Consider the following 20,329-nt stretch of genomic DNA (forward strand, 5'->3'; position numbering starts at 1 on the left):
CACGCCATCGTCATAGCGCTGCCCGCCCCGGCCATGATGTCGGCGCGCGGCGGACTTTTGTCATCCCAAACTTCGCATATCGAACTTGACTTCGAATGACGAAACAATCACTCTGCCTCCAGGAGACAGGCGCGGGGACTCTTGCAAAAAAAGGGCACGCGCCGGGATTGGGGAGGAATCGGGTGATGAAACCGGCGATCTGGACGGCGATCAGGATTAGGACCTTGCTGGCGGGATCGGTCTCCGCGCTCACATTGGCGGTCGCGGTGCCGGCCGCCGCGCAGGAAGCGCCGGCGCCGACCGAGGCTGCCGAACCCGGCAACGACATCGTCGTCACCGCGCTGCGCCGCGACACCAGGCTTCAGGACACGCCGGCCGCGATCACCGCGTTCGATTCGAAGACGATCGAAGCCGCCGGCATCGACAAGCCCGCCGACTTCATCGCGCTGACCTCCAACGTGCAGCTGATCGAGACGCAGAATGTCGGCAACGCCTTCGTCATCATCCGCGGCATCACCCAGAACCGCAATTCCGAGCCGTCGGTCGCGGTCGTCGTCGACGGCGTGCAGCAGGTCAACGCCGCCGAGTTCAACCAGGAACTGTTCGACATCGACCAGATCGAGATCCTGAAGGGCCCGCAGGGCGGTCTCTACGGACGCAACGCGATCGGCGGCGCGATCGTCATCACCACCAAGCAGCCGAGCGACACGCTCGAGGGCCGCATCATGGCCGGGATCGACAATGGGTTCGGCTATACGCTTCGCGCCGGTCTCAGCGGCCCGATCAGCGACACGCTCAAATTCCGCCTGTCGGGGTCATGGCGCGACACCGACGGCTATATTCCCAACACCTTCCTCGGCAAGGACGCCGATCCGGTGAAGGATTTCTCGGTCCGCGGCAAATTGCTGTGGGAGCCGACCGACAATTTCAGCGTCGACCTGCGCGGCTTCGTCTCGCTGCTGAAGACCCAGGCCTTCTACTACAACATCGTCAACGACGTGAACGACGTGAGCCTGCCGGTGCGCGTCAACAATGCCGGCATCGACAATCGCGACATCTACAATGTCTCGGCCAAGCTCGACTACAAGGCCGACTGGGGCTCGATCCGGTCGATCACTTCCTACGACAAGGTCTCGGAGATCCTGACCGGCGACGCCTTCAATTTCCTGCCTATTCCGGAATCGCTGTTCTTCAGCCTGCTCGGCTTCGACCTCAACCAGAGCCAGTTCCTCGACGTCCGCGCGATCAGTGAGGATCTGCGGATCTCGTCGCCGGACAACCAGCCGCTCGAATGGTCGCTCGGCACCTATCTCATCCACACCGATCGCTACATCTCGACCGGCAACATGGTCGATACCGGCAAGGGCGTGTTCCCGGTCTATCGCACCCCGAGCACCAATCCGCTCAACCCCCAGGCGACCTTCCTCGCCGACAGCCAGGATAATTTCGCCTGGGCGGTCTATGCCGGGCTCGGCTATGAATTCTCCAAATCGCTCAGGATCGACGGGTCGCTCCGCTACGACCACGACAAGCGCAGCAACACCACGCTGACGCCGCCTGCCTTCATCCCGGTGGTAACCGGCTTCCCGGCCGGCACCAGCGGAGAAGTGCGCGACCGGTCGTTCTCGTCATGGCAGCCGAAGGTCACGGTGACGTGGAAGCCGGTGAAGAACCTCACGCTCTATGGCGGGTACAGCCGCGGCTTCCGGTCGGGCGGCTTCAACCAGACGGGCGTCGGCGCGGTGGCGGCGGGCACCGGCGTGGTCGGCGTCGGCGACATCTATGAGGCGGAAACCGCCGACACGTTCGAGCTCGGCTTCAAGAGCACGTTGTTCAACAACCTGATGACGTTCAACGGCAGCGCCTATACGACCAAGTCGAAGAACGGCTATTTCTTCGTCTTTCTCGCGGCCAACTCGACCCAGAATCTCGGCAACGTGCCCGAGACCCGGCTGCGCGGCTTCGAACTCGAAAGCGCGATCCACCCGGCGCGCGGCCTGGATTTCAATGTCGGGCTCGGCTTCACCTATTCGGAGATCAAGAAGTTTCCCGATCCGACGGTGATCGGCAACGAAGCGCCGTTCATCTCGCGCTATACCCTCAATGCCGGCGGGCAATATGAGACCCGGCTCGGCGCAAGCGATCTCAAGGCGCGGCTGCGGGTGGATTATCGCCGCACCGGCCGCACCTGGTTCGACGTGACCAACTCCACGTCGCGCGACCCGGTCGACGTGGTCGACACACGGCTCGCGCTCGACGGCGGCGCATGGACGCTCACGGCCTTTGCCAGCAACCTGTTCGACAAGAAATACAATGCCGAATTCTCGCCCGGCGGCTTCGTGTTCAAGGCGCGGCCGCGCATCTACGGGCTCGAGGGGACGGTCAAATTCTGAAGCAGCCGCAATTGAAGGACCATAAGTGACCCGCATCCTGATCCTCTATTATTCCTCCTACGGCCATATCGAGACGATGGCGCGCGCGGTCGCCGAAGGCGCCGCGGGCGTCGAGGGCTGCGAGGCGGTGCTGAAGCGCGTTCCGGAGACGATGGGCGAGGAGCAGGCACGCGCCGCGGGCATGAAGCTCGACCAGGAAGCGCCGTTCGCGACGCCGGGCGAACTGGCGGACTATGACGCGATCATCTTCGGCACGCCGACCCGCTTCGGCAACATGGCCGGGCAGATGCGCACCTTTCTCGACCAGACCGGTCCGCTCTGGGCCACCGGTGCGCTGATCGGCAAGGTCGGCAGCGTGTTCGCCAGCACCGCCAGCCAGCATGGCGGGCAGGAGACGACGATCACCTCGTTCCACACCACCCTGCTTCACCACGGCATGGTCGTGGTCGGGCTGCCCTACAGCTTTGCCGGCAACGCGATCATGACCGAGATCAGCGGCGGCACGCCCTATGGCGCGACGACGATCGCCGGCGGCGACGGCAGCCGGCCGCCCAGCGACAACGAACTTGCCGGTGCCCGATTCCAGGGCGATCATGTCGCCAGAATTGCCCGGAAGCTCGCCGCATCGCCGCCCGCCAACTGATCGAAACGACAGGAGCCGAAACATGACCGTTTCCCCATCCAGCCGCCTGCACCACACCGCCTATGTCGCCAAGGACCTCGAGGCGACGCGCCATTTCTACGAGGATATTCTCGGTTTTCCGCTGGTCGCCACCTGGTGCGAGCAGGAAGACCTGTTCGGCAAGGAACGGACCTATTGCCATTGCTTCTTCGGCCTTTCCGATGGCAGCGCGCTGGCCTTCTTCTCCTTCGCCGACGCTGACGACCAGGCCGAGTTCGGCCCCGAGCTTCCGTCGAGCCCGTTCCGCCACATCGCCCTGAACGTCGACGCCGCAGCCCAGGCCGATCTGGAGCGCCGGATCGTCGAGGCGGGCATCGAGCCGCCGGGGACCTATATCCTCGAACATGGCTATTGCCGATCGGTCTATGTGGTCGATCCCGACGGCATGATCGTCGAGTTCACCCGCGACGCGGACAAGGCCGACGAGATCAACGCGATGCGCCTGAAGGATGCGCATTCCGAGCTGAAGCGCTGGCTCGCGGGCGATCACCGGCCGAACAACGACGTGCGCCACATCCTCGAAGACGCGCAGTGAAGACGAGCGGCCGCATCGACCCGGGATGCTGAACCCATGCTTCCTGGCGCGGCCGCGCGGACGATGATCGATGTCGATGTCGGGGACGGCGTGCTCCACACGCTCGTCGCCGGCACCGGACCCGACATGGTCCTGCTCCATGGCTGGACGCTCGATCATCGCAGCTGGCTGCCGCAGCATCCGCTCGCTGACCGGGCGCGGCTGGTCATGCCCGATCGGCGCGGCTTCGGCCGGTCGACCGCGCCGCCCGATCTCGCTCGCGAGTGGCGCGACGTGGATCGTCTCGCGCGCGCCGGTCGCTTCGTGCTGGTCGGCCTGTCGCAGGGCGCGAGCGTCGCGCTCGATTATGCCCGCCACCGGCCCGAACGGCTGAGCGCGCTGGTGCTGGTCGGCGCGCCGCTGCACGGCGTCGTGCCCCAGGGCGACGACGAACGGGACATCCCGCGCCCCCGCTATGCCGACATGATCCGGGCCGGGCGGCTCGCCGCGATGAAGGCCGATTGGGCGACGCATGAGCTGATCGAGGCCGCCGAGCCTGCCCGGCCGCTGCTCGATGCCATGCTGGAGGACTATGACGGGCGCGATCTGCTGGCGGCGCCCGCCCCAATCACGATCGGCCGCGACGACATCGCCGCCTTGCCGATGCCGGTGCTGGCCGTCGCCGGCGCGGGCGACACCGCGTGGCGGCGGCGGGTCGCCGCCTTTATCGGCGCAACCGCGCCCGCCGGCCGCGTTATCGGCGTGGATGACGCCGGGCATCTCTGCAATCTCGACAATCCCGTCCAGTTCAACGCGATCCTCGCGGATCTCCTCGTTTCGCTTCCCCACTGAAAGGCCGCCCCGATGTTCCTCCTCCCGCCGATCCCGCGCGCATGACCGCCGGCCGCTTCCTCACCACGCATGTCGGCAGCCTGCCGCGCCAGGACGATCTGATCGCGCTGATGTTCGCGCGGGAAGAGGGGCTGCCGCTCGATCCCGTGGCGGTCGATGCGCGGATCGAAGCCGCCGTCCGCCATGTCGTGACCAAACAGGCCGAAGCCGGCATCGACATCGTCAATGACGGCGAACAGTCCAAGCCGAGCTATGCGACCTATATCAAGGACCGGCTCAACGGCTTCGGCGGCGCGGGCAACAGCTATGTCTTTGCCGACGTCGAGGATTTTCCGGGCGTCAAGCAGCGCATCTTTGGCGATCCCGGCCGCAGGCACCGCAAGACCCCGGCCTGCAATGCCCCGATCTCGGTGAAGGACATGACCGCGGTCGAACAGGATACCCGCACGCTCAACGCCGCGCTCGCGCCGCATCCGGGGCGGCAGGCATTCATGAGCGCCGCCTCGCCGGGGGTCACCGCGCTGTTCTTCGCCAACGACTATTATGACAGCGACGAAGCCTATCTCTTCGCGCTCGCCGAGGGGCTGCGCCACGAATATGAGGCGATCGCCGCCGCCGGGATCATCCTGCAGGTCGACTGCCCGGATCTGGCGATGGGCCGCCATACCCAGTTCCGCGACCTGACCCTCTCGCAGTTCCGCGACCGGATCATGCTCAACATCGAGGCGCTCAACCACGCCACCGCCAACATCCCCGAACGCCAGCTGCGCATGCATATGTGCTGGGGCAATTATCCGGGGCCGCACCACTGCGACGTGCCGTTCAAGGACATCATCGACCTGGCCTGGCGCGCGCGGCCGCACGCCATCCAGTTCGAGGCGGCCAACCCCCGCCACGCCCATGAATATGAGATGTTCGAGGGAAACGGCGTGCCCGAGGGCAAGATGCTGATCCCGGGCGTGATCGAATGCCAGTCCAACTATATCGAGCATCCCGAGCTCATCGCGCAGCGGATCGGGCGCTATGCCGATCTGGTCGGGCGCGACAATGTGATGGCCGGCATCGATTGCGGCTTTTCGGTCCATGTCGGCTCGGGCGGGGTCGATCCCGACATCGTCTGGGCAAAGCTCGCGGTGCTGGCGGAGGGGGCGCGGCTGGCGAGCGCGCGATATTGGTAGAGGCAGCCGGCGATGCAACGATCCGGATCGCCGTTGAATCGATCGACGACACATTCCCAGCGGGACGAAATATCGCGCCTGGCGCGCAGGTCAGACCGGGCTTTTCCAGTCGCGCGCGCCGACCGCGTCCAGCAATGTCGCGGAGGGCGGGATGGGCGTGGCATCGACCGGGTGCGCGAGCAGCGCCGCGACCCGGCCGCGCAGATCGGCGATCATCTGCCGGCGATCGGCATCGTCGCGGCGCGCGACGGCGTAGCTGACCTGTGGCGCGACGAGATCATAGCCGAGATAGCCGAGGAACAAATGCTGGGTCGGCCATAATACCTTGTCGATCGCGCCATAGTCGCCCTCGTCGGAAAATCGCTGGGGCGTACCGCCGGTGGTGACGCTGATAAGGCTGCGCCGACCGCGGAACAGCCCCGACTCGAAGCGCGTACCATCAGCATAGACGACACCGTAAGCGCCGACCCGGTCGATCCATCCTTTCAGCATGGCGGGCGGGCCGCCCCACCAGAGCGGGAATTGCAGGATCAGCAGATCGGCCCGGCACAGCCGCTCCTGCTCGCGCCGTATCTCCGGGACGAAACCGCCCGACAGCGCCGCGGCGCGCTGCTCAGACTGGTAATGGAAGGCCGCCGGATTCTGCACATCCACGAAGTCGAGCGGCCCGCCGACCGCACCGAAAGTGTCGCCATACAGGTCCGACACGACCACCTCGTGCCCAAGCGCGCGCGCCTCATCGGCGGCGGCGTCGCGCAGGGCGGCGTTGAACGATACCGGGGAAGGATGCGCGTAGACGATCAGGACATTCATGGCGTTCTCCCCCGCTTCATGCCGTACCGGCAGCAACACTTGCTTCCGTCGCGTCCGGCGGACAATCGCCTTGCTTCCGACGCTGATACCGGTAACTGTGAGCGCGCGAAACCGCAATGCAGCCAGGGGAAGCGCGATGATCGAGACGCCGGTCGGGAAGCATATGGGCCGGCGGAACTGGGCACGCCGCGCCAGACTGGTCGCCGCGCTGGCCGGCATCGTCGCCGGCTCGGCCCTGGCCGCGACGCCCGCCCCGATCACGATCGCCCGGCAGGGCTCGTTCGAGGCCGGCGGCCGCGTCATCGGCGGCGGCGACCAGACGCTGTCGTGCGACCATGGCCATGTCGAATATCAGATTCCGGTCAATCCGCGCGCCGTCCCGTTGTTCCTGTGGCACAGCTCCAGCGCGGCCGTCTGGCAGCGCCGCTGGGATGGCGGGGAAGGATTCCAGAGCCTTTTCCTGCGCCGGGGTTTCGCGACCTATGTCTGGGACGGACCGCGCGTCGGCCGGGCGAATTATGGTTGTGTCGACTATAGCTACAAGGCGCGGATCGGGCAGGACCAGGGCAATTGGACGGCCTGGCGGCTGGGGCCCCGCGCCGGCGAGTGGTTCCCTGGCGTGCAGTTCCCCAGGGGCGACCCGGCGGCATGGGAACAGGCGACACGGGCGCGCTACGACGAGTTCGACACCATCGCCAATGCCCAGCTCGAATCCGACGCCGCCGCCAAGGCGCTCGACCGGATCGGGCGATCGGTACTGGTCACCAATTCGGCCGGCGGCATGCGCGCGCTGCTGACCGCGCTGAAGACCGACAAGGTCGCCGCGATCGTCTCCTATGAAAATCCCGGCTTCGTCTTTCCCGAGGGCGAGGGCCCGCAGGACCCGCCCGGCGCCTTCGGTCCGATCCATGTGCCCGCCGCCGAATTCGCCCGGCTGACGCGCATGCCGATCCAGCTCGTCTGGGGCGACAATATCGACAAGTCGGAATTCTGGGCCGCCACCTACAAACAGGCCGAGGCGTTCGTGCGCATCGTCAACGCGCATGGCGGCAAGGCGGAGATGCTGCGCCTGTCCGACCAGGGGCTGCACGGCAACACCCATATCCCGTTTGCCGATCTCAACAATGTCGCGGTCGCCGACCAGCTGTCCGCGTTCCTGCGCAAGCATCGCCTCGACGGCCGTGGCCGCTGATGCCGCCAGACAAGGAAACCACCTTGCCCTATCTCCTCGCCGAGCAGCTTCCCACGGCCAGTGCCGGCCGCCGATTCCGCGACGCACTGGCCCGACCGGGCATCTATCGCCTGCCCGGCGCGCATAACGGCCAGGCGGCCATCCAGGCGCGCAATGCCGGCTTTGACGGGCTCTATCTGTCGGGCGCCGCGATGACCGCGTCGATGGGCCTGCCCGATCTCGGCATCATCACGGTGGACGAGGTCGCCTTCTTCATCCGGCAGATCGTCCGCTCCTCCGGCCTGCCGCTGCTGGTCGATGGCGACACCGGCTATGGCGAAGTGCTGAACGTCATGCACATGGTCCGCACCTTCGAGGATGCGGGGGCGGGTGCGGTGCACCTGGAGGATCAGATCCTGCCCAAGAAATGCGGGCATCTGAACGGCAAGAAACTGGCCGACGCGCACGACATGGCCGCCAAGGTCGCCGCGGCAAAAAAGGCGGCGCGCGACATGGTGATCGTCGCGCGCACCGACGCGGCCGGCGTCGAGGGCTTCGACGCGGCGGTGGAACGCGCGCGCCTCTACGTCTCCGCCGGCGCCGACGCGATCTTCCCCGAGGCGCTGAACACGCGCGAGATGTTCGAGCGGTTCGCGGCGAAGATGCCCGGCGTCCCGCTGCTCGCCAACATGACCGAGTTCGGCAAGACGCCCTTCTATACGGCGGACGAGTTCGAGAGCATGGGCTACAAGCTGGTGATCTGGCCCGTTTCCTCGCTGCGCGTCGCCAATCGCGCGCAGGCGGACCTCTACGCGGCGATCGCGCGCGATGGCGGCGCCCAGAACATGGTCGCCCGCATGCAGACGCGCGCCGAGCTCTACGACGTGATCGGGCTGCACGATTATGAGGCGCTCGACGCCTCGATCGTCAGGACGATCGTACCCGAGGGCATGGCGCAGGAGCGTGCCGGATAGAGCGGCCACGTACGGCATCCCAAGCATCGCACCGATCGAGGAGGAACGAATGGACAAGGGCGTCTTCATCATCACCGGCGGCAGCCGGGGGATCGGCGCGCAGGTGGCGGCGGAAGCCGCGCAGGCGGGCTATCACGTACTGCTCACCTATGCAGGGCGGGTCGATGCCGCCGATGCAGTGGTCGCGGCGATCCGCGCCAAGGGGGGCGAGGCCACCGCCGTCCAGGCCGACACCGGCAAGGCCGCGGATATAGCGCGTCTCTTCGCCGCCGCCGACGAGATCGGGCAGGTCACCGCCTTCGTCTATAATGGCGGCGTGACGGGCGGCACCGGGCGGCTGGAGGACCAGAGCGACGAGACGCTGGCGGAGGTCGTCGCGATCAACCTCACGGGTGCGATGATCGCGAGCCGGGAAGCGGTCAAGCGCATGTCGACCAGACATGGCGGCAGGGGCGGCGCGATCGTGCTGCTGTCCTCGCTCGCGGCGCGGCTCGGCATGCCGGGGCAGCATGTCTGGTACGCGGCATCGAAGGGCGGCGTGGACAGCTTCGCGATCGGCCTGTCGAAGGAGGTCGCGCTCGAAGGCATAAGGGTCAATGTCGTGGCGCCCGGCCCGATCGACACCGAGATCCATGCGCCCGGCCATCTCGATCGCATCGCCGATCTGCTGCCGATGAAGCGCGCCGGCAAGCCCGAGGAAGTCTCCGCCGCGATCATGTTCCTCGTATCGGACCGTGCGTCTTATATCTCGGCGGCAACGATCGAGGTCGGAGGCGCGCGCTGAGCGAGCGCGCGCCTCGGCGTCCAGCGTTCAGAAATTTACCTGATCGCCGCCCTTGAGGCCGAGCAGTTGGCGCGCCTCGTCGGGGGTCGCCACCTCGAGGCCGAGTTCGGTGACGACACGCACCATCTTGGCGACCTGCTCGGCGTTCGAGGTCGCGAGCTGGCCGCGGCCGATCGACAGGCTGTCCTCCAGGCCGACGCGGCAGTGCCCGCCGAGCAGCACGCTCTGCGTGCAGAAGCTCATCTGATGGCGGCCCGCGCCGAACGCCGAGAAATGATAGTCGTTGCCGAACAGGCTGTCCGCGACCGTCACCATATGCGCGACGTTGCGCACGTCCGGCCCGATGCCGCCAAGGATGCCGAACACGCCCTGGATCATGAAGGGCGGCTCGATCAGCTTCAGGTCGGCGAAATGCGCCAGCGTATAGACATGGCTGATGTCGTAGCATTCGAACTCGAACCGGGTGCCGCCCGCCATGCCGACCTCGCGCATGATGCGCTCGATATAGCCGATATCATTGTACATGATCCGGTTGGTCGACCCGCGGACATATTCCTCTTCCCAGGGATGCTCCCATTTCTCGACCCGGTTGGCGGCGGCGCTGAAGTCGAAGATCAGCGGCCCCATGTTGAGCGAGGCGACCTCGGGCTTGAGCGTCTTGGCGGCTTCGATGCGCTGGTCGAGCGTCATCGTCGTGCTGCCACCGGTCGAGATGTTGATCGCGGCGTTGGTCGCCTGCTTGATCCGCGGCAGGAACCGCAGGAATGCCTCGGGCGACGGCGTGGGGCTGCCATCCTCGTTGCGCGCATGGAGGTGGATGATCGAAGCCCCAGCCTCGGCCGCCGCGATCGCCTCGGCCGCGATCTGGTCGGCGGTGACGGGCAGGTGGGGCGACATGGACGGCGTATGGACTGATCCGGTCGGCGCGCAGGTGATGATGACCTTGCGGTTCTTGCCCTGATTGAACATCTGTCCCTCCTCAGTCTGTTTTGCCGAGGCTCTTATAGCCCTGCGCGGCAAAGGTCTTTGACGTTTAAATACTCGTCGATACCAAGGTGCGATCCTTCGATGCCCGGATGCCCGTCGTGGCAAGAGCGAGCGCGATATTCGAGGCGCGAACTTGTTACCGGGACCAAAAACACCTTATGATCCATGCGGCCTGCCGCGCTGAATCGACCGCGCGGACCAACGGCATGATTGATCGGGGCGCCACAAAATCCCATATGATATCGGAAAACGGGTTTAGCCCTGGCCGAATCGGGCACATCATGGAGGGGTTATGGCCGAGTGCAGGCGGGATCGGTTGACCGTTGAAGGCGATTTTGCCGCGCCCTCCGGCGGCACGGCCGCGGCAAGCGGCGAGCCGGCCCTTGCGCGGGTCGGGCCGCTCGAGATTACCCGGCTCGACAATGTTCGCGGGCACATTTCCCTCCCCGGACAGGAAGGTGGATCGCGCGACAGGACCAGCACGATCCTGTTCCTGCTGAATGGCCGCGCGAGCCTGGGCCAGCTCGGCAACCACGTCCTGCTGTCCCCCGGCGACGCCAGCCTGCTCGACCATGCCGTGCCGTACGACCTCGACGCCGCCGAGCCGAGCTGCCTGTTGTCGATACGCGTGCCCACCCGCATGCTGCGGGATCATCTGCCTTCGCCCGAATGGCTCTGCGCACGCCGGCTGCCCGGCGGGAACGGCATGACGGGCCCGATCGTCGCGATGATCGGCGCGCTGTTCGGCGGCGGCGATGCGCTCAGCGAGCCTTATCAGCTGCGCGTCGCCCGCCATGTGCTCGATCTGGTCGCGACCTCCTATGCGATCGCGTTCGAGGCGCAGGAGGCCAGTTCCTCGATCATCGTCGGACGGCAGGCAGCGGTGAAGCTCTACATCGAGCAGCATCTGCGCGATCCGGGCCTCACGCCCTGCTCGATCTCGACCAATCTGCGCCTGTCGTCGCGCTATCTGCGCCTGATCTTCGCCGCGAACAGCGAGACGGTATCGGCCTATATCCTGCGCCGCCGGCTCGAGGAATGCGCCAAACAGATCGCAGACCCGCGCTGGCGCGGCCATTCGATGACCGAGATCGCCTTTGCCTGGGGCTTCAACAGCGCGCCGCATTTCACGCGCAGCTTCCGCGACCGCTTCGCCACCGCGCCGCGCGACTATCGCCGCGCCCATCTCGACGGCGCGCGGATCGCGGCGTAGCGCGCCACGCCCGCAAGGGCTCAGTGAAGGGCGCCTATGTCGCGCAGGTCGCGCCCGCGGGTTTCGGGAAGCAGCAGCGTGGCGACCAGCGCGCACGCCATGCCGATGACGCCCATGATCGTCATGCCGATGCTCAGCGTCATACCGGCGCCGATCAGCACCGCGCCCTGGATGAAGATGAAGCTCGTCGCCCGCCCGAAATTATAGGCGAAAGCCTGGGAGGTGGCGCGCACCTCGGTCGGGAACAGCTCGCTGAAATACGGCCCGAATGCCGCGTAGATGCCGAACTGGAAAAAGCCGTAGACCATGCCCGCCGGCAGGAGCGTCCAGGCCGAATTGCCGAGCGGCAGATAGAGATAGGCGATCACCGCCAGCACGAAGCCCAGCGCGAAAATCCTGAAGGTCGCGCGCCGGCCGAAACGGTCGGCGATATGCGCGTTCACGAGGAAGCCGAAGAAGCCGCCGACACTGTTCAGCAGGACGAAGAGCCCGGCGACGCTGAGCGACAGGCCGCGTTCCGTCACCAGAAAGGTCGTCAGGAACGACGTGACCGCGAAGGCGGCGCCCTGCGCGCCGGTCGACAACAGGCAGGCGAGCGCCGTGGTCGGCAGCAGATCCCGGCGCAACATCGCGAACGGGTGGCGGCCCTTGGTCGCCTTGGTGAACAACGGCGATTCGTCGCCGTGGCGGCGGATGAAGAAGGTCAGCAGCGCCGGCGCCAGCCCGATCCAGAACACGACGCGCCAGCCGAGCCATAGCGGCATCAGCCCTGCGACCGGGCCGGCGAGGATCGCGGCCAGGGCGGAGCCGACGGCATTGGCGCTCTGCATCGTGCCCAGCGCGCGGCCGCGCCAGGCCGGCGCGATCATCTCACCGAGCAGCACCGCGCCGACCGCCCATTCCGCCCCGAAGCCGAGGCCCTGCAAGGTGCGCAGGATCAGCAACTGTTCGTAATCCTGCGCGAAGCCCGACAAAAACGAGAAGACCGAGAACCACAGGATGGTGAGCTTGAGGATCCGCGCGCGCCCGAAGCGATCGGACAGCCAGCCGCCCGCCCAGCCGCCGATCGCCGCCGCGAAGAAGTTCGCCGACACGATGCTGCCCGCCTGCCCGATCGTGAGGCCAAGCGCCGCGATCAGCAGCGGCACCATATATTGGTAGATGAGGCCATCCATCGCATCCAGGCCCCAGCCGAGGAAACAGGCCCAGAACACCCGCCGGGTCCTGCCGTCGGCAAGGGTGTACCAGCCGAAGAAGCTGCTCGTGTCGGGCTCGGCTGCTGGGGACTCGGTGGGCGCCATGCGGAACCTCGTTCAAGGGGGCAACGACGGGGCGTCGCGGTCAAATCTCCGGAAGGGCCAGTGTATCCGTCCGTGATCCGCTCACTTTTCCGAGGCGGCAGGCATAGTTGCAGACCGACGCAGCGAACACGCGATCGATCAAGCGTCGAGGCCGGCGATGCCGGAACGCGATCAAGCCATGGTTTCACTATGCCCGGTTAAGCATTGTGGAGATCAAATAAAGATGCCTCTCGGAGCATTTCGACGCTAAGAAACATCTCTAGCATCAGATACCGGTAACAACTGGATCATGAGCGTCCTCCCACGGTCGGGGGACGCCGAACATAGGGAGGGGAGTGATGTCCAAGATCAGCTTTCTGCTTCGCACCTCGGGCGCGGCAATCGCGTTCGCCGCGATCGTCAACGGCCCGGCCGCGATGGCCCAGGCGCAGGCGGCCGACCCGCCCGCCACGGCGGCCCAGGCCCAGCCGGCCGATGTCGCGCAGGCTGACACCGCCGACGAGACCGCCAGCGAGATCATCGTCACCGGTTCGCGCCTCGGCCGCGCCGGCTACGACGCGCCGACACCCGTCAACGTGGTCGGCCAGGAGCGGCTGAAGCAGCTCAACATCCAGAACATCGCCGACGCGCTTAACCAGATCCCGTCGTTCCGGCCGATCAACGGACCCTCGACCAATTCCTTCCGCGTTTCGGGCGCGATCGGTGCGCGCACGCTCGATCTGCGTGGCCTGGGCGCCACGCGCACCCTGACGCTGATCGACGGACGGCGCTTCGTGTCGAGCAACGACAACAGTACCGTCGACCTCAACAGCATCCCCAACATCGTCGTGCAGCGCGCCGAGGTCGTCACCGGCGGCGCCTCCGCCGCCTATGGCGCGAACGCGGTCGCGGGCGTGGTCAACCTGATCCTCGACACCAAGCTCAACGGGCTCAAGGGCGACGTGAATGTCGGCGTCACCGAGCGTGGCGACGGCCAGACCTATTATGCCGCGCTCGCCGGCGGCACCGATTTCTCGGGCGGCCGCGGCCATGTGATCGCGGCGGTCGAATATGCCGAGGAAAAGGGCCTCGGGCCGTGCGAGGTCCGCTCCTGGTGCCGGAAATACACCAACTATGTGTCCAATCCGGGCTACAACACGACGACCCGGACCAGCACCAACGGCCTGCCCGCGACGCTCGTGCTCGACGGCGTCAACTTCGTCTATAACGACAACGGCATCCTGGTCGGCGCGACCAAGCCCAACGGCTCGGGCGGCACGATCACGCTCGGCCAGCAGGTGCTGAACGTCGGGGCGACCTCGCTGCCGAACGCCCTGCGCGGCAAGCAGTTCGACGCGAACGGCAATCTCGTCCCCTACACGTTCGGCAATTATCTGAGCGGGTCGTTCCAGCAATTCCCGAACGGCAGCGACCCGACCCAACCCTATCTGCTGGGCCTCACGCCATCGCCGCTGGTGGTGCCGACCAAGCATGTCTCCGCGATGGCGCATGCCGATTACGACCTGACCGATTCGATCACGGCGTCAGTCGAATTCATGTATTCGCGCGTCGTCGGCGGCCCGGCCCGCTCGACCCCGCCACTCGACGACCGCACCGCGATCGACATCAACAATCCCTATATCTCCGCCCAGACGCGAGCCGCGATCCTCGCGGCCGATCCGGCGATCACCAACATCCTCGTCAGCCACGCGGCGTTCGGCCTGTCGCCCGACGGCCTGGCGATCGGCACGAGCACGAACACGACCTATCGCGGCGCCTTCAGCCTCAAGGGTGATCTGGGCAGCGGCTGGGCATGGGATGCCTATTACACCTATGGCCAGGTCGACGGCAGCGTCGTCAGCTACAAGACGCGCACCAAGGAATGGAACAACGCGGTCGACGCGGTGCGCGTGACGGCGGCGAATGTCGGCACCTCCGGGCTCGCGATCGGCAGCATCGTCTGCCGCACGACGCTGACGGTGCCGACCAACGGCTGTATCCCCATCAACCTGTTCGGCACGATCAGCCCGGAGGCCGGCGCGCGCTATCTCCGCACCGCGACGCAAAGCCGCAAGTTCGAACAGCATGTCGTCGCGGCCAATCTGCGCGGATCACCGTTCAGCACCTGGGCCGGCGAGGTCAAGGTGGCGGCGGGCGGCGAGTATCGCAGTGACACGGCCGAGGGGAATGCCGACCCGCTGACCCTGTCGGGCGCGTTCATCCAGGCGGCGACCACCGTCCTGCCCTTCACCAAGACGACGGTGACCGAAGGCTATTTCGAAGCCGGCGTCCCGCTGCTCAAGGATTCGGCGCTGGGCAAGGCGCTCGATGTCGACGGCGCCGTGCGCTACACCAAATATAATAATTTCGGCAATGCGACGACCTGGAAGCTGGGCGCGGTCTATACGCCGATCTCCGACATCACCTTCCGCGTCACGCGCTCGCGTGACATCCGCGCGCCAACCGCGCTCGAATCGAGCCCGAACGCGACCACCACCCAGCTTCCGCTCGCCGATCCGTTCGTCGGCGGCACGACGCTGCAGCTGGTCGTCGCCGGCGGCAACCCGAACCTGAAGCTGGAGCGCGGCAACACCTTCACCGCGGGCGTGGTGCTGAAGCCGAGCTTCGTCCCGCGGTTCAACATGTCGATCGACTATTACGACATCAAGGTGGACGGCGCGATCGACTCGCTGACGCCGGCGGTGATCGCGACGGCCTGCCGCAACCAGAACCTGCTGTGCAACCTGATCCAGTTCAATCCGAACGGATCGATCAACACGATCTTCACTACCTCGCAGAACCTCAGCCAGCTGCACGCCGAGGGTTTCGAACTGGTGGCGGATTATCGCATCCCGGCGCTCGGCGGGAATATCGACCTCCAGGTCAACGGCAATTATGTGCTCGATCTGTCGACGACCGGCGCGACCGGCGTGGTGACCCAGCTCGACGACGTCACCGGCAATGCCGGCTCGGTCACCAACATCCAGGGCGTGCCGCGCTGGAAGCTGGACGGCGTGATCAGCTATTCGCGGCCGAGCTGGGGGATCAGCGCGCATGGCCGCTATATTCCCGAGGGTATCCTCGATTCGACCAAGATCGGCCCGGAGCAGGAGGGCTATGACATCAACAACCCGAACAGCATCACGACCAACAAGGTCGACTCGCGCTTTTACATGGACCTGTCGGCGCACATCAACGTCGCCAATGTCGAGTTCTTCGCGAGCGTGAACAATGTGTTCGACAAGGGCGAGCCGAAGCAGCTGCGCTTCTTCGGCAATGGCCTGCACTTCGACCCGTTCGGCCGGGCCTTCAAGTTCGGCGTACGCGCGAAATACTGATCCTCACCGACAAGGGGAGGAGGCCCGGGCGAGCAGCGCAGCTCGCCCGGGCCTTTTCTTTTTTGCAGGGGTGCGGGGAACAGGCACGAAAGGAAAAGGCGGCCTCGCGAGGATCGCGAAGCCGCCGTCAGGTCGGTCAGGCCTTGAACGAACAAGGGCCGGGCGTCGCCGCCCGGCACTCCCCTCAGCCCTTCCAGCCGAGGAACACCCGGCGCCCATTGTCGTGCAGCACCTTGCGGCGCTCCTCCTCGGTCAGCAGCCTGGTCGACTCCTTCGCGCGCGCGACCATTTCCTTGTAGCTGCCCGAGGACGTGCCGATGTCGGACCCCCACATCAGCTTGTCCGGGCCGTAATAGTCGACGGCGCGGCGCAGCACCGCCTCGGGCGCGATGCCCTTCTCGCGGATGAAATCCATGTTCAGCGAGGTGAATTTATAGGTGATGTTGTCGCGCGCCCTGAAACCGTCGAACCGTGCATCGATGCCGAAATCCGGCTGGGTGACGTCGGGCAGGAAGACGTGATCGAGCACGATGCGCAGCTTCGGAAAACGGTCCGCCATCGCCTCGATCACCGGGATCAGCACATCGGCGCCGCGCGCCGGCGCCTCGATATCCACCAGCAGCCCGAGATCATTGGCGAGCGTCCACGCCTCCAGCGCCGAGGGCGAGCTCAGCCACTTGCTCTTGTCCGTCACGCCCACCCCGAAGAAGCGGATGCCGATGATGCCGCGCGCCGCATCGTCGCGGATCATCTGCGGCGTCTCCGGTGCCTGCGGATCGACGATGATGATCGCGCGCATCTCGTCGGGGAAGATGTCCGCGGCATCGACGATATAGCTGTTGTCGGTGCCGTAGATCATGCCCTTCTGCACGGCGGCGATGCCGACGACATTCTCTTCCGCCATCCATTTGTGCATCTTCTCGGCGCTGGGCTTTTCGTTGATCGGATTGGGCCCGTGCATCCCGCCCGGCTTGCCGATCGTGCCGGGGCCGAACACCGATCCTTCGACCGCGCCCTCGCGAAACGGGTGGGTGCGCGGGTATTTCTCGAGATCGTCGGACACCAGATGGGCATGGGCATCGTAGATCGGGCCAGCATAGTCAGACATGACAATTCCTTTCATTCAATGTTTCACTCGAGGCGGCCGGGCCGCGCTGGTCCCCGCGGCGGCACGGCTCATTTGAGGTCGTCCAGGCTCATCCGTGCCGTCTCGCGCGTCGCGGTCAGCCACAGCAGGAAGGCGATCAGCGCGCAGGTCCCGACCACGCCGAACACGACGCGAACCGACCCGCTCTCCGCCAGGATGCCCCCGACGATCAGCGGGGTGAGCATCGACGCGCCGCGCGCGGTCGCGCTGGCCATGCCGAGCCCGACCGCCCGCAGCCGCGTCGGATAGCTTTCCGCCGTATAGGGCCAGACGATCAGCGATCCGATCGAGATCGACAGCGCGCCGAGCACGACCAGCGCGATCAGCACCGTGCGCGAATCCGGGATATGGACGGCGAGCGACAGCAATGCGACGGCGGCGATCAGCGTCCCGCCCAGCGCGAGCGGCCGCCGCCCGGTATGATCCATGACCGCCGCGACGATCGGCGAGGCGAACAGGTACAACGTGCTCGAAATCGCCGCATAGGCGAGCGCGTCGGCAACCGGGATCTTGAACTCGCGCACATAGATTGACGGGACCCAGGTCGTCAGGCCGAAGGTGGCGAAGGAGGTGAAGAACCACAGGCTGATGATGATGATCGAACGCTTGCGATAATCGCTGGCGAACAGCGCCTTCACCCTGGTCGGCGCCGCCGCCGGGGCCGTCCGCCCCCCCGTCGCCAGTTCGGCGTCCACCGCGATCGGCGGGCCGCCGAGCTTGGCGAGCGCGCGGTTCACGTCGTCGATCCTCCCGAGACGCGCCAGCCAGCGCGGCGATTCCGGCAGCAGGAGCACGACCAGCGGCAGCAGGGCCAGCGGGATGACGCCCAGCCCGAACAGCCAGCGCCAGCCGAGATGCGGAATGACGATCGCGCTCGACTGCGCCGCCGCCGCATAGCCCGCCATGCAGATGAACTGGAAGGTACCGAAATATCGGCCGCGGATGCTCGTCGGGGCAAGCTCGTTGATATAGGTGATCGCCACCGGCAGCGCCCCGCCGATCATGACCCCCTGGACGAAACGCAGCACGATCAGCGTCCAGTAATCCGGGCTGACGGCGCAGCCGATCGCCAGCAGGCTCATCAGCGTCATCGCGACCAGGAACACCGGCATCCGGCCGAAACGCTCCGCCAGCATGCCGAGCAGCATGGCGCCGACGAACTGCCCGGCATAGCCGGACGAGATCAGCGCCCCCATCGACACCGGCTTGAGCTGCCATTCGGCGGTCAGCGACGGCATGACATAGGAAATCGCCACGCTGTCCCATGAATCGAACAGCATGATGAAACCGAGCAGGATCGGCGGAACGAAGCGCAGGCGAACGGAGCGCAGGTCGTCGAGCACATGGCCGACCGCGACCTCTGCCGTGTTCGCGCCCCCGACCGGGCCCGTTGCACCACCGCCGCTCATCGGGCGTACACCGCTGCGGCGGTGCCGTTCAGGAAGCGACGGCGTTCGCCGTCGTCCAGCGCGTCGGCGGCCGAACGTGCCATCGCCGCCTTCACCTCGTAGCTCTTCTCGCTCTGGCCGAGATCGGATCCCCACATCAGGCGATCGGCCCCGAAGCGATCGGCCAGCAGCCGGACGAAGTCGGCCGGCACCATTTTCTGATCGGCGAGTCGATCGAACACGATCTCGGTCACCTTGAAATACATGTTGGGTATCCTCTCGAACATCGCGATGGTGGTCCCGATTCCGTAATCGGGTGGGCCGGGCAGCGTCGCGTCGAAGCCATGCTCGCGATATTTGCCCATTTCGGGATTCGACGCCGTGTGCGCGGTACCCACATGATCCAGAATGATGCGCAGGCCCGGAAACCGCTCGGCGACGAATTTCAGTGCGGGCAGCACCCAGGGCAGGTGCAGCCGGAAAACGATGATCGCGACCGGAATGTCGAGATCGGCGGCCGCGCGCCAGCACTCCAGCGCCGCCGGCGAGTTCATCCAGCCGGTACCATAGTCCTCGAACCGGGTCTGGGCGAAGCGTACGCCGCGCACCCCGTCCTCGCGCACCATCCGCCGCAGCACCGCCGGCGTCGCCGGGTCCTGCGCATCGAGGATGACGACCGGCACGAAGCGGTCCGGGAAACGCCGGCCGGAATCGATGATGTAGCGATTGTCATAGCCATAGACATGGCCGCGCTGGACGATGCACGCCTGCGCCACGCCGTGGGCATCCATCTGCCCGATCAGCCAGTCGGCCGTGACGCTATAGGTCATGGGCGTGACGCTGGTGGTGCCGCGCATCGGCGACGGCGGATAGGCCACCGGATCGTCCGCGATCAGATGCGCGTGCGTGTCGAACAGGGGGAGGGGCACACTCACCAGCCGCTCACCGGCTGATCCTCGGTGTGGACCCCGCCGACCGCGGCGACCCGCGCGGTCATCATGTAGCTGCCGATCAGAATGACCAGGTCGAACACGAACCGGTCGCTATGCAGCGCGCGCAGGGAAGCCAGCACCCTATCATCGGGCGAGACGTCGCGCACGACGGCGTCGACAAAGGCGATCAGGGCCAGATCCGGCGCGGCGAGCAGCGAGGGATCGCCGCCCAGGACCGCTGCCTCTTCAGCGGCGCTCAGGCCGGCGGCGCGGGCCAGGCCGCGATGATGGAACAGCTCATAGTCGGAACCCTGCAGGTGCGCGACCCGCAGGATCGCCAGCTCGCGCAGCCTGGGATCGAGGTCGCACTCGATCGTGGCCCGGCCGAGAGCCGCCTGGGCGGACCAGAGCTGATCGCTGGCGTGCATCGCCATGTGCGAAACGTTCAACAGGCGCCGTTGATTGGCGCCAAAGACCCGTTCATGCTTTTCCGGTGAAAGAGTATCGAAGGACGGATAGGGAATCCGGCTATACTTCACCGCACCGGATGCAGACGACTGTTCATCGATCATCGCGGACTCGACTATATCGCCCCTTATCCGCAACTCGACCCCTCCCCTCTATATTACTATCGCGCGCCGATATACTCGATCAGCGAATTTGGAGTTGATACCGCACCCCTT

The 20,329-nt window shown here is 66.1% G+C and carries 17 protein-coding genes; 10 read left to right on the plus strand and 7 right to left on the minus strand.

Going from position 1 to position 20,329, the window contains the following annotated elements:
• Positions 1-185: 185 nt before the first annotated feature.
• Genes ACZ1I5_RS16555 through ACZ1I5_RS16575 form a run of 5 tightly spaced genes read left to right on the plus strand, consistent with a single transcriptional unit; the run spans position 186 to position 5,619 of the window.
• A complete protein-coding gene (locus ACZ1I5_RS16555; RefSeq protein WP_465170334.1) occupies positions 186-2,393 on the plus strand; it encodes a TonB-dependent receptor in 2,208 nt (735 codons plus the stop codon).
• Positions 2,394-2,418: 25 nt separating this feature from the next.
• The gene (gene wrbA, locus ACZ1I5_RS16560; protein WP_465170335.1) at positions 2,419-3,036 is read left to right on the plus strand and encodes an NAD(P)H:quinone oxidoreductase; all 618 of its coding nucleotides are present in this window, start codon (positions 2,419-2,421) and stop codon (positions 3,034-3,036) included.
• A 22-nt stretch (positions 3,037-3,058) separates the two neighbouring features.
• Positions 3,059-3,610 (plus strand): VOC family protein, encoded by a 552-nt coding sequence (locus ACZ1I5_RS16565; RefSeq protein WP_465170336.1) that lies wholly within the window; start codon positions 3,059-3,061, stop codon positions 3,608-3,610.
• A 36-nt stretch (positions 3,611-3,646) separates the two neighbouring features.
• Positions 3,647-4,441: an alpha/beta fold hydrolase gene (locus ACZ1I5_RS16570; RefSeq protein WP_465170337.1), complete on the plus strand. Its 795-nt coding sequence runs from the start codon at positions 3,647-3,649 to the stop codon at positions 4,439-4,441.
• 41 nt (positions 4,442-4,482) lie between these two features.
• Entirely contained in the window at positions 4,483-5,619 is a 1,137-nt protein-coding gene (locus tag ACZ1I5_RS16575; protein ID WP_465170338.1) for a cobalamin-independent methionine synthase II family protein, read from the plus strand.
• Between the two features lie 90 nt (positions 5,620-5,709).
• Here ACZ1I5_RS16575 and ACZ1I5_RS16580 read toward each other — a convergent pair whose 3' ends face one another.
• Entirely contained in the window at positions 5,710-6,432 is a 723-nt protein-coding gene (locus ACZ1I5_RS16580) for an NAD(P)H-dependent oxidoreductase (protein WP_465170339.1), read from the minus strand.
• Between the two features lie 136 nt (positions 6,433-6,568).
• On the opposite strand from ACZ1I5_RS16580, the gene ACZ1I5_RS16585 reads away from it, so the two are divergent.
• Genes ACZ1I5_RS16585 through ACZ1I5_RS16595 form a run of 3 tightly spaced genes read left to right on the plus strand, consistent with a single transcriptional unit; the run spans position 6,569 to position 9,361 of the window.
• Positions 6,569-7,624: an alpha/beta hydrolase gene (locus ACZ1I5_RS16585; RefSeq protein WP_465170340.1), complete on the plus strand. Its 1,056-nt coding sequence runs from the start codon at positions 6,569-6,571 to the stop codon at positions 7,622-7,624.
• A gap of 23 nt (positions 7,625-7,647) precedes the next feature.
• Entirely contained in the window at positions 7,648-8,577 is a 930-nt protein-coding gene (gene prpB / locus ACZ1I5_RS16590) for a methylisocitrate lyase (protein WP_465170341.1), read from the plus strand.
• 49 nt (positions 8,578-8,626) lie between these two features.
• Positions 8,627-9,361: an SDR family oxidoreductase gene (locus ACZ1I5_RS16595; protein ID WP_465170342.1), complete on the plus strand. Its 735-nt coding sequence runs from the start codon at positions 8,627-8,629 to the stop codon at positions 9,359-9,361.
• Positions 9,362-9,388: 27 nt separating this feature from the next.
• Here ACZ1I5_RS16595 and kce read toward each other — a convergent pair whose 3' ends face one another.
• On the minus strand, positions 9,389-10,330 hold the full coding sequence (gene kce / locus ACZ1I5_RS16600; RefSeq protein WP_465170343.1) for a 3,5-dioxohexanoate:acetyl-CoA acetone transferase: 942 nt from the start codon (positions 10,328-10,330) through the stop codon (positions 9,389-9,391).
• A 334-nt stretch (positions 10,331-10,664) separates the two neighbouring features.
• Here kce and ACZ1I5_RS16605 point away from each other — a divergent pair, with 334 nt between their 5' ends.
• Entirely contained in the window at positions 10,665-11,561 is an 897-nt protein-coding gene (locus ACZ1I5_RS16605) for a helix-turn-helix domain-containing protein (RefSeq protein ID WP_465170344.1), read from the plus strand.
• Between the two features lie 20 nt (positions 11,562-11,581).
• Here ACZ1I5_RS16605 and ACZ1I5_RS16610 read toward each other — a convergent pair whose 3' ends face one another.
• On the minus strand, positions 11,582-12,862 hold the full coding sequence (locus ACZ1I5_RS16610; protein ID WP_465170345.1) for an MFS transporter: 1,281 nt from the start codon (positions 12,860-12,862) through the stop codon (positions 11,582-11,584).
• 338 nt (positions 12,863-13,200) lie between these two features.
• On the opposite strand from ACZ1I5_RS16610, the gene ACZ1I5_RS16615 reads away from it, so the two are divergent.
• The gene (locus tag ACZ1I5_RS16615; protein ID WP_465170346.1) at positions 13,201-16,179 is read left to right on the plus strand and encodes a TonB-dependent receptor domain-containing protein; all 2,979 of its coding nucleotides are present in this window, start codon (positions 13,201-13,203) and stop codon (positions 16,177-16,179) included.
• A 184-nt stretch (positions 16,180-16,363) separates the two neighbouring features.
• Here ACZ1I5_RS16615 and ACZ1I5_RS16620 read toward each other — a convergent pair whose 3' ends face one another.
• From ACZ1I5_RS16620 to ACZ1I5_RS16635, 4 genes are all read right to left on the minus strand, one after another.
• Positions 16,364-17,287 carry an amidohydrolase family protein gene (locus ACZ1I5_RS16620; RefSeq protein ID WP_465170347.1) on the minus strand — a complete coding sequence of 308 codons (924 nt, stop codon included), beginning with the start codon at positions 17,285-17,287 and terminating at the stop codon, positions 16,364-16,366.
• A gap of 68 nt (positions 17,288-17,355) precedes the next feature.
• Positions 17,356-18,735 carry an MFS transporter gene (locus tag ACZ1I5_RS16625; protein ID WP_465170348.1) on the minus strand — a complete coding sequence of 460 codons (1,380 nt, stop codon included), beginning with the start codon at positions 18,733-18,735 and terminating at the stop codon, positions 17,356-17,358.
• Positions 18,732-19,649: an amidohydrolase family protein gene (locus ACZ1I5_RS16630; protein ID WP_465170349.1), complete on the minus strand. Its 918-nt coding sequence runs from the start codon at positions 19,647-19,649 to the stop codon at positions 18,732-18,734. The genes ACZ1I5_RS16625 and ACZ1I5_RS16630 overlap by 4 nt, the downstream gene beginning before the upstream one ends.
• Positions 19,646-20,080 carry a carboxymuconolactone decarboxylase family protein gene (locus ACZ1I5_RS16635; protein ID WP_465170350.1) on the minus strand — a complete coding sequence of 145 codons (435 nt, stop codon included), beginning with the start codon at positions 20,078-20,080 and terminating at the stop codon, positions 19,646-19,648. The genes ACZ1I5_RS16630 and ACZ1I5_RS16635 overlap by 4 nt, the downstream gene beginning before the upstream one ends.
• Positions 20,081-20,329 lie beyond the last annotated feature (249 nt).

The organism is Sphingomonas sp. BL-S-30 (genome assembly GCF_055521475.1).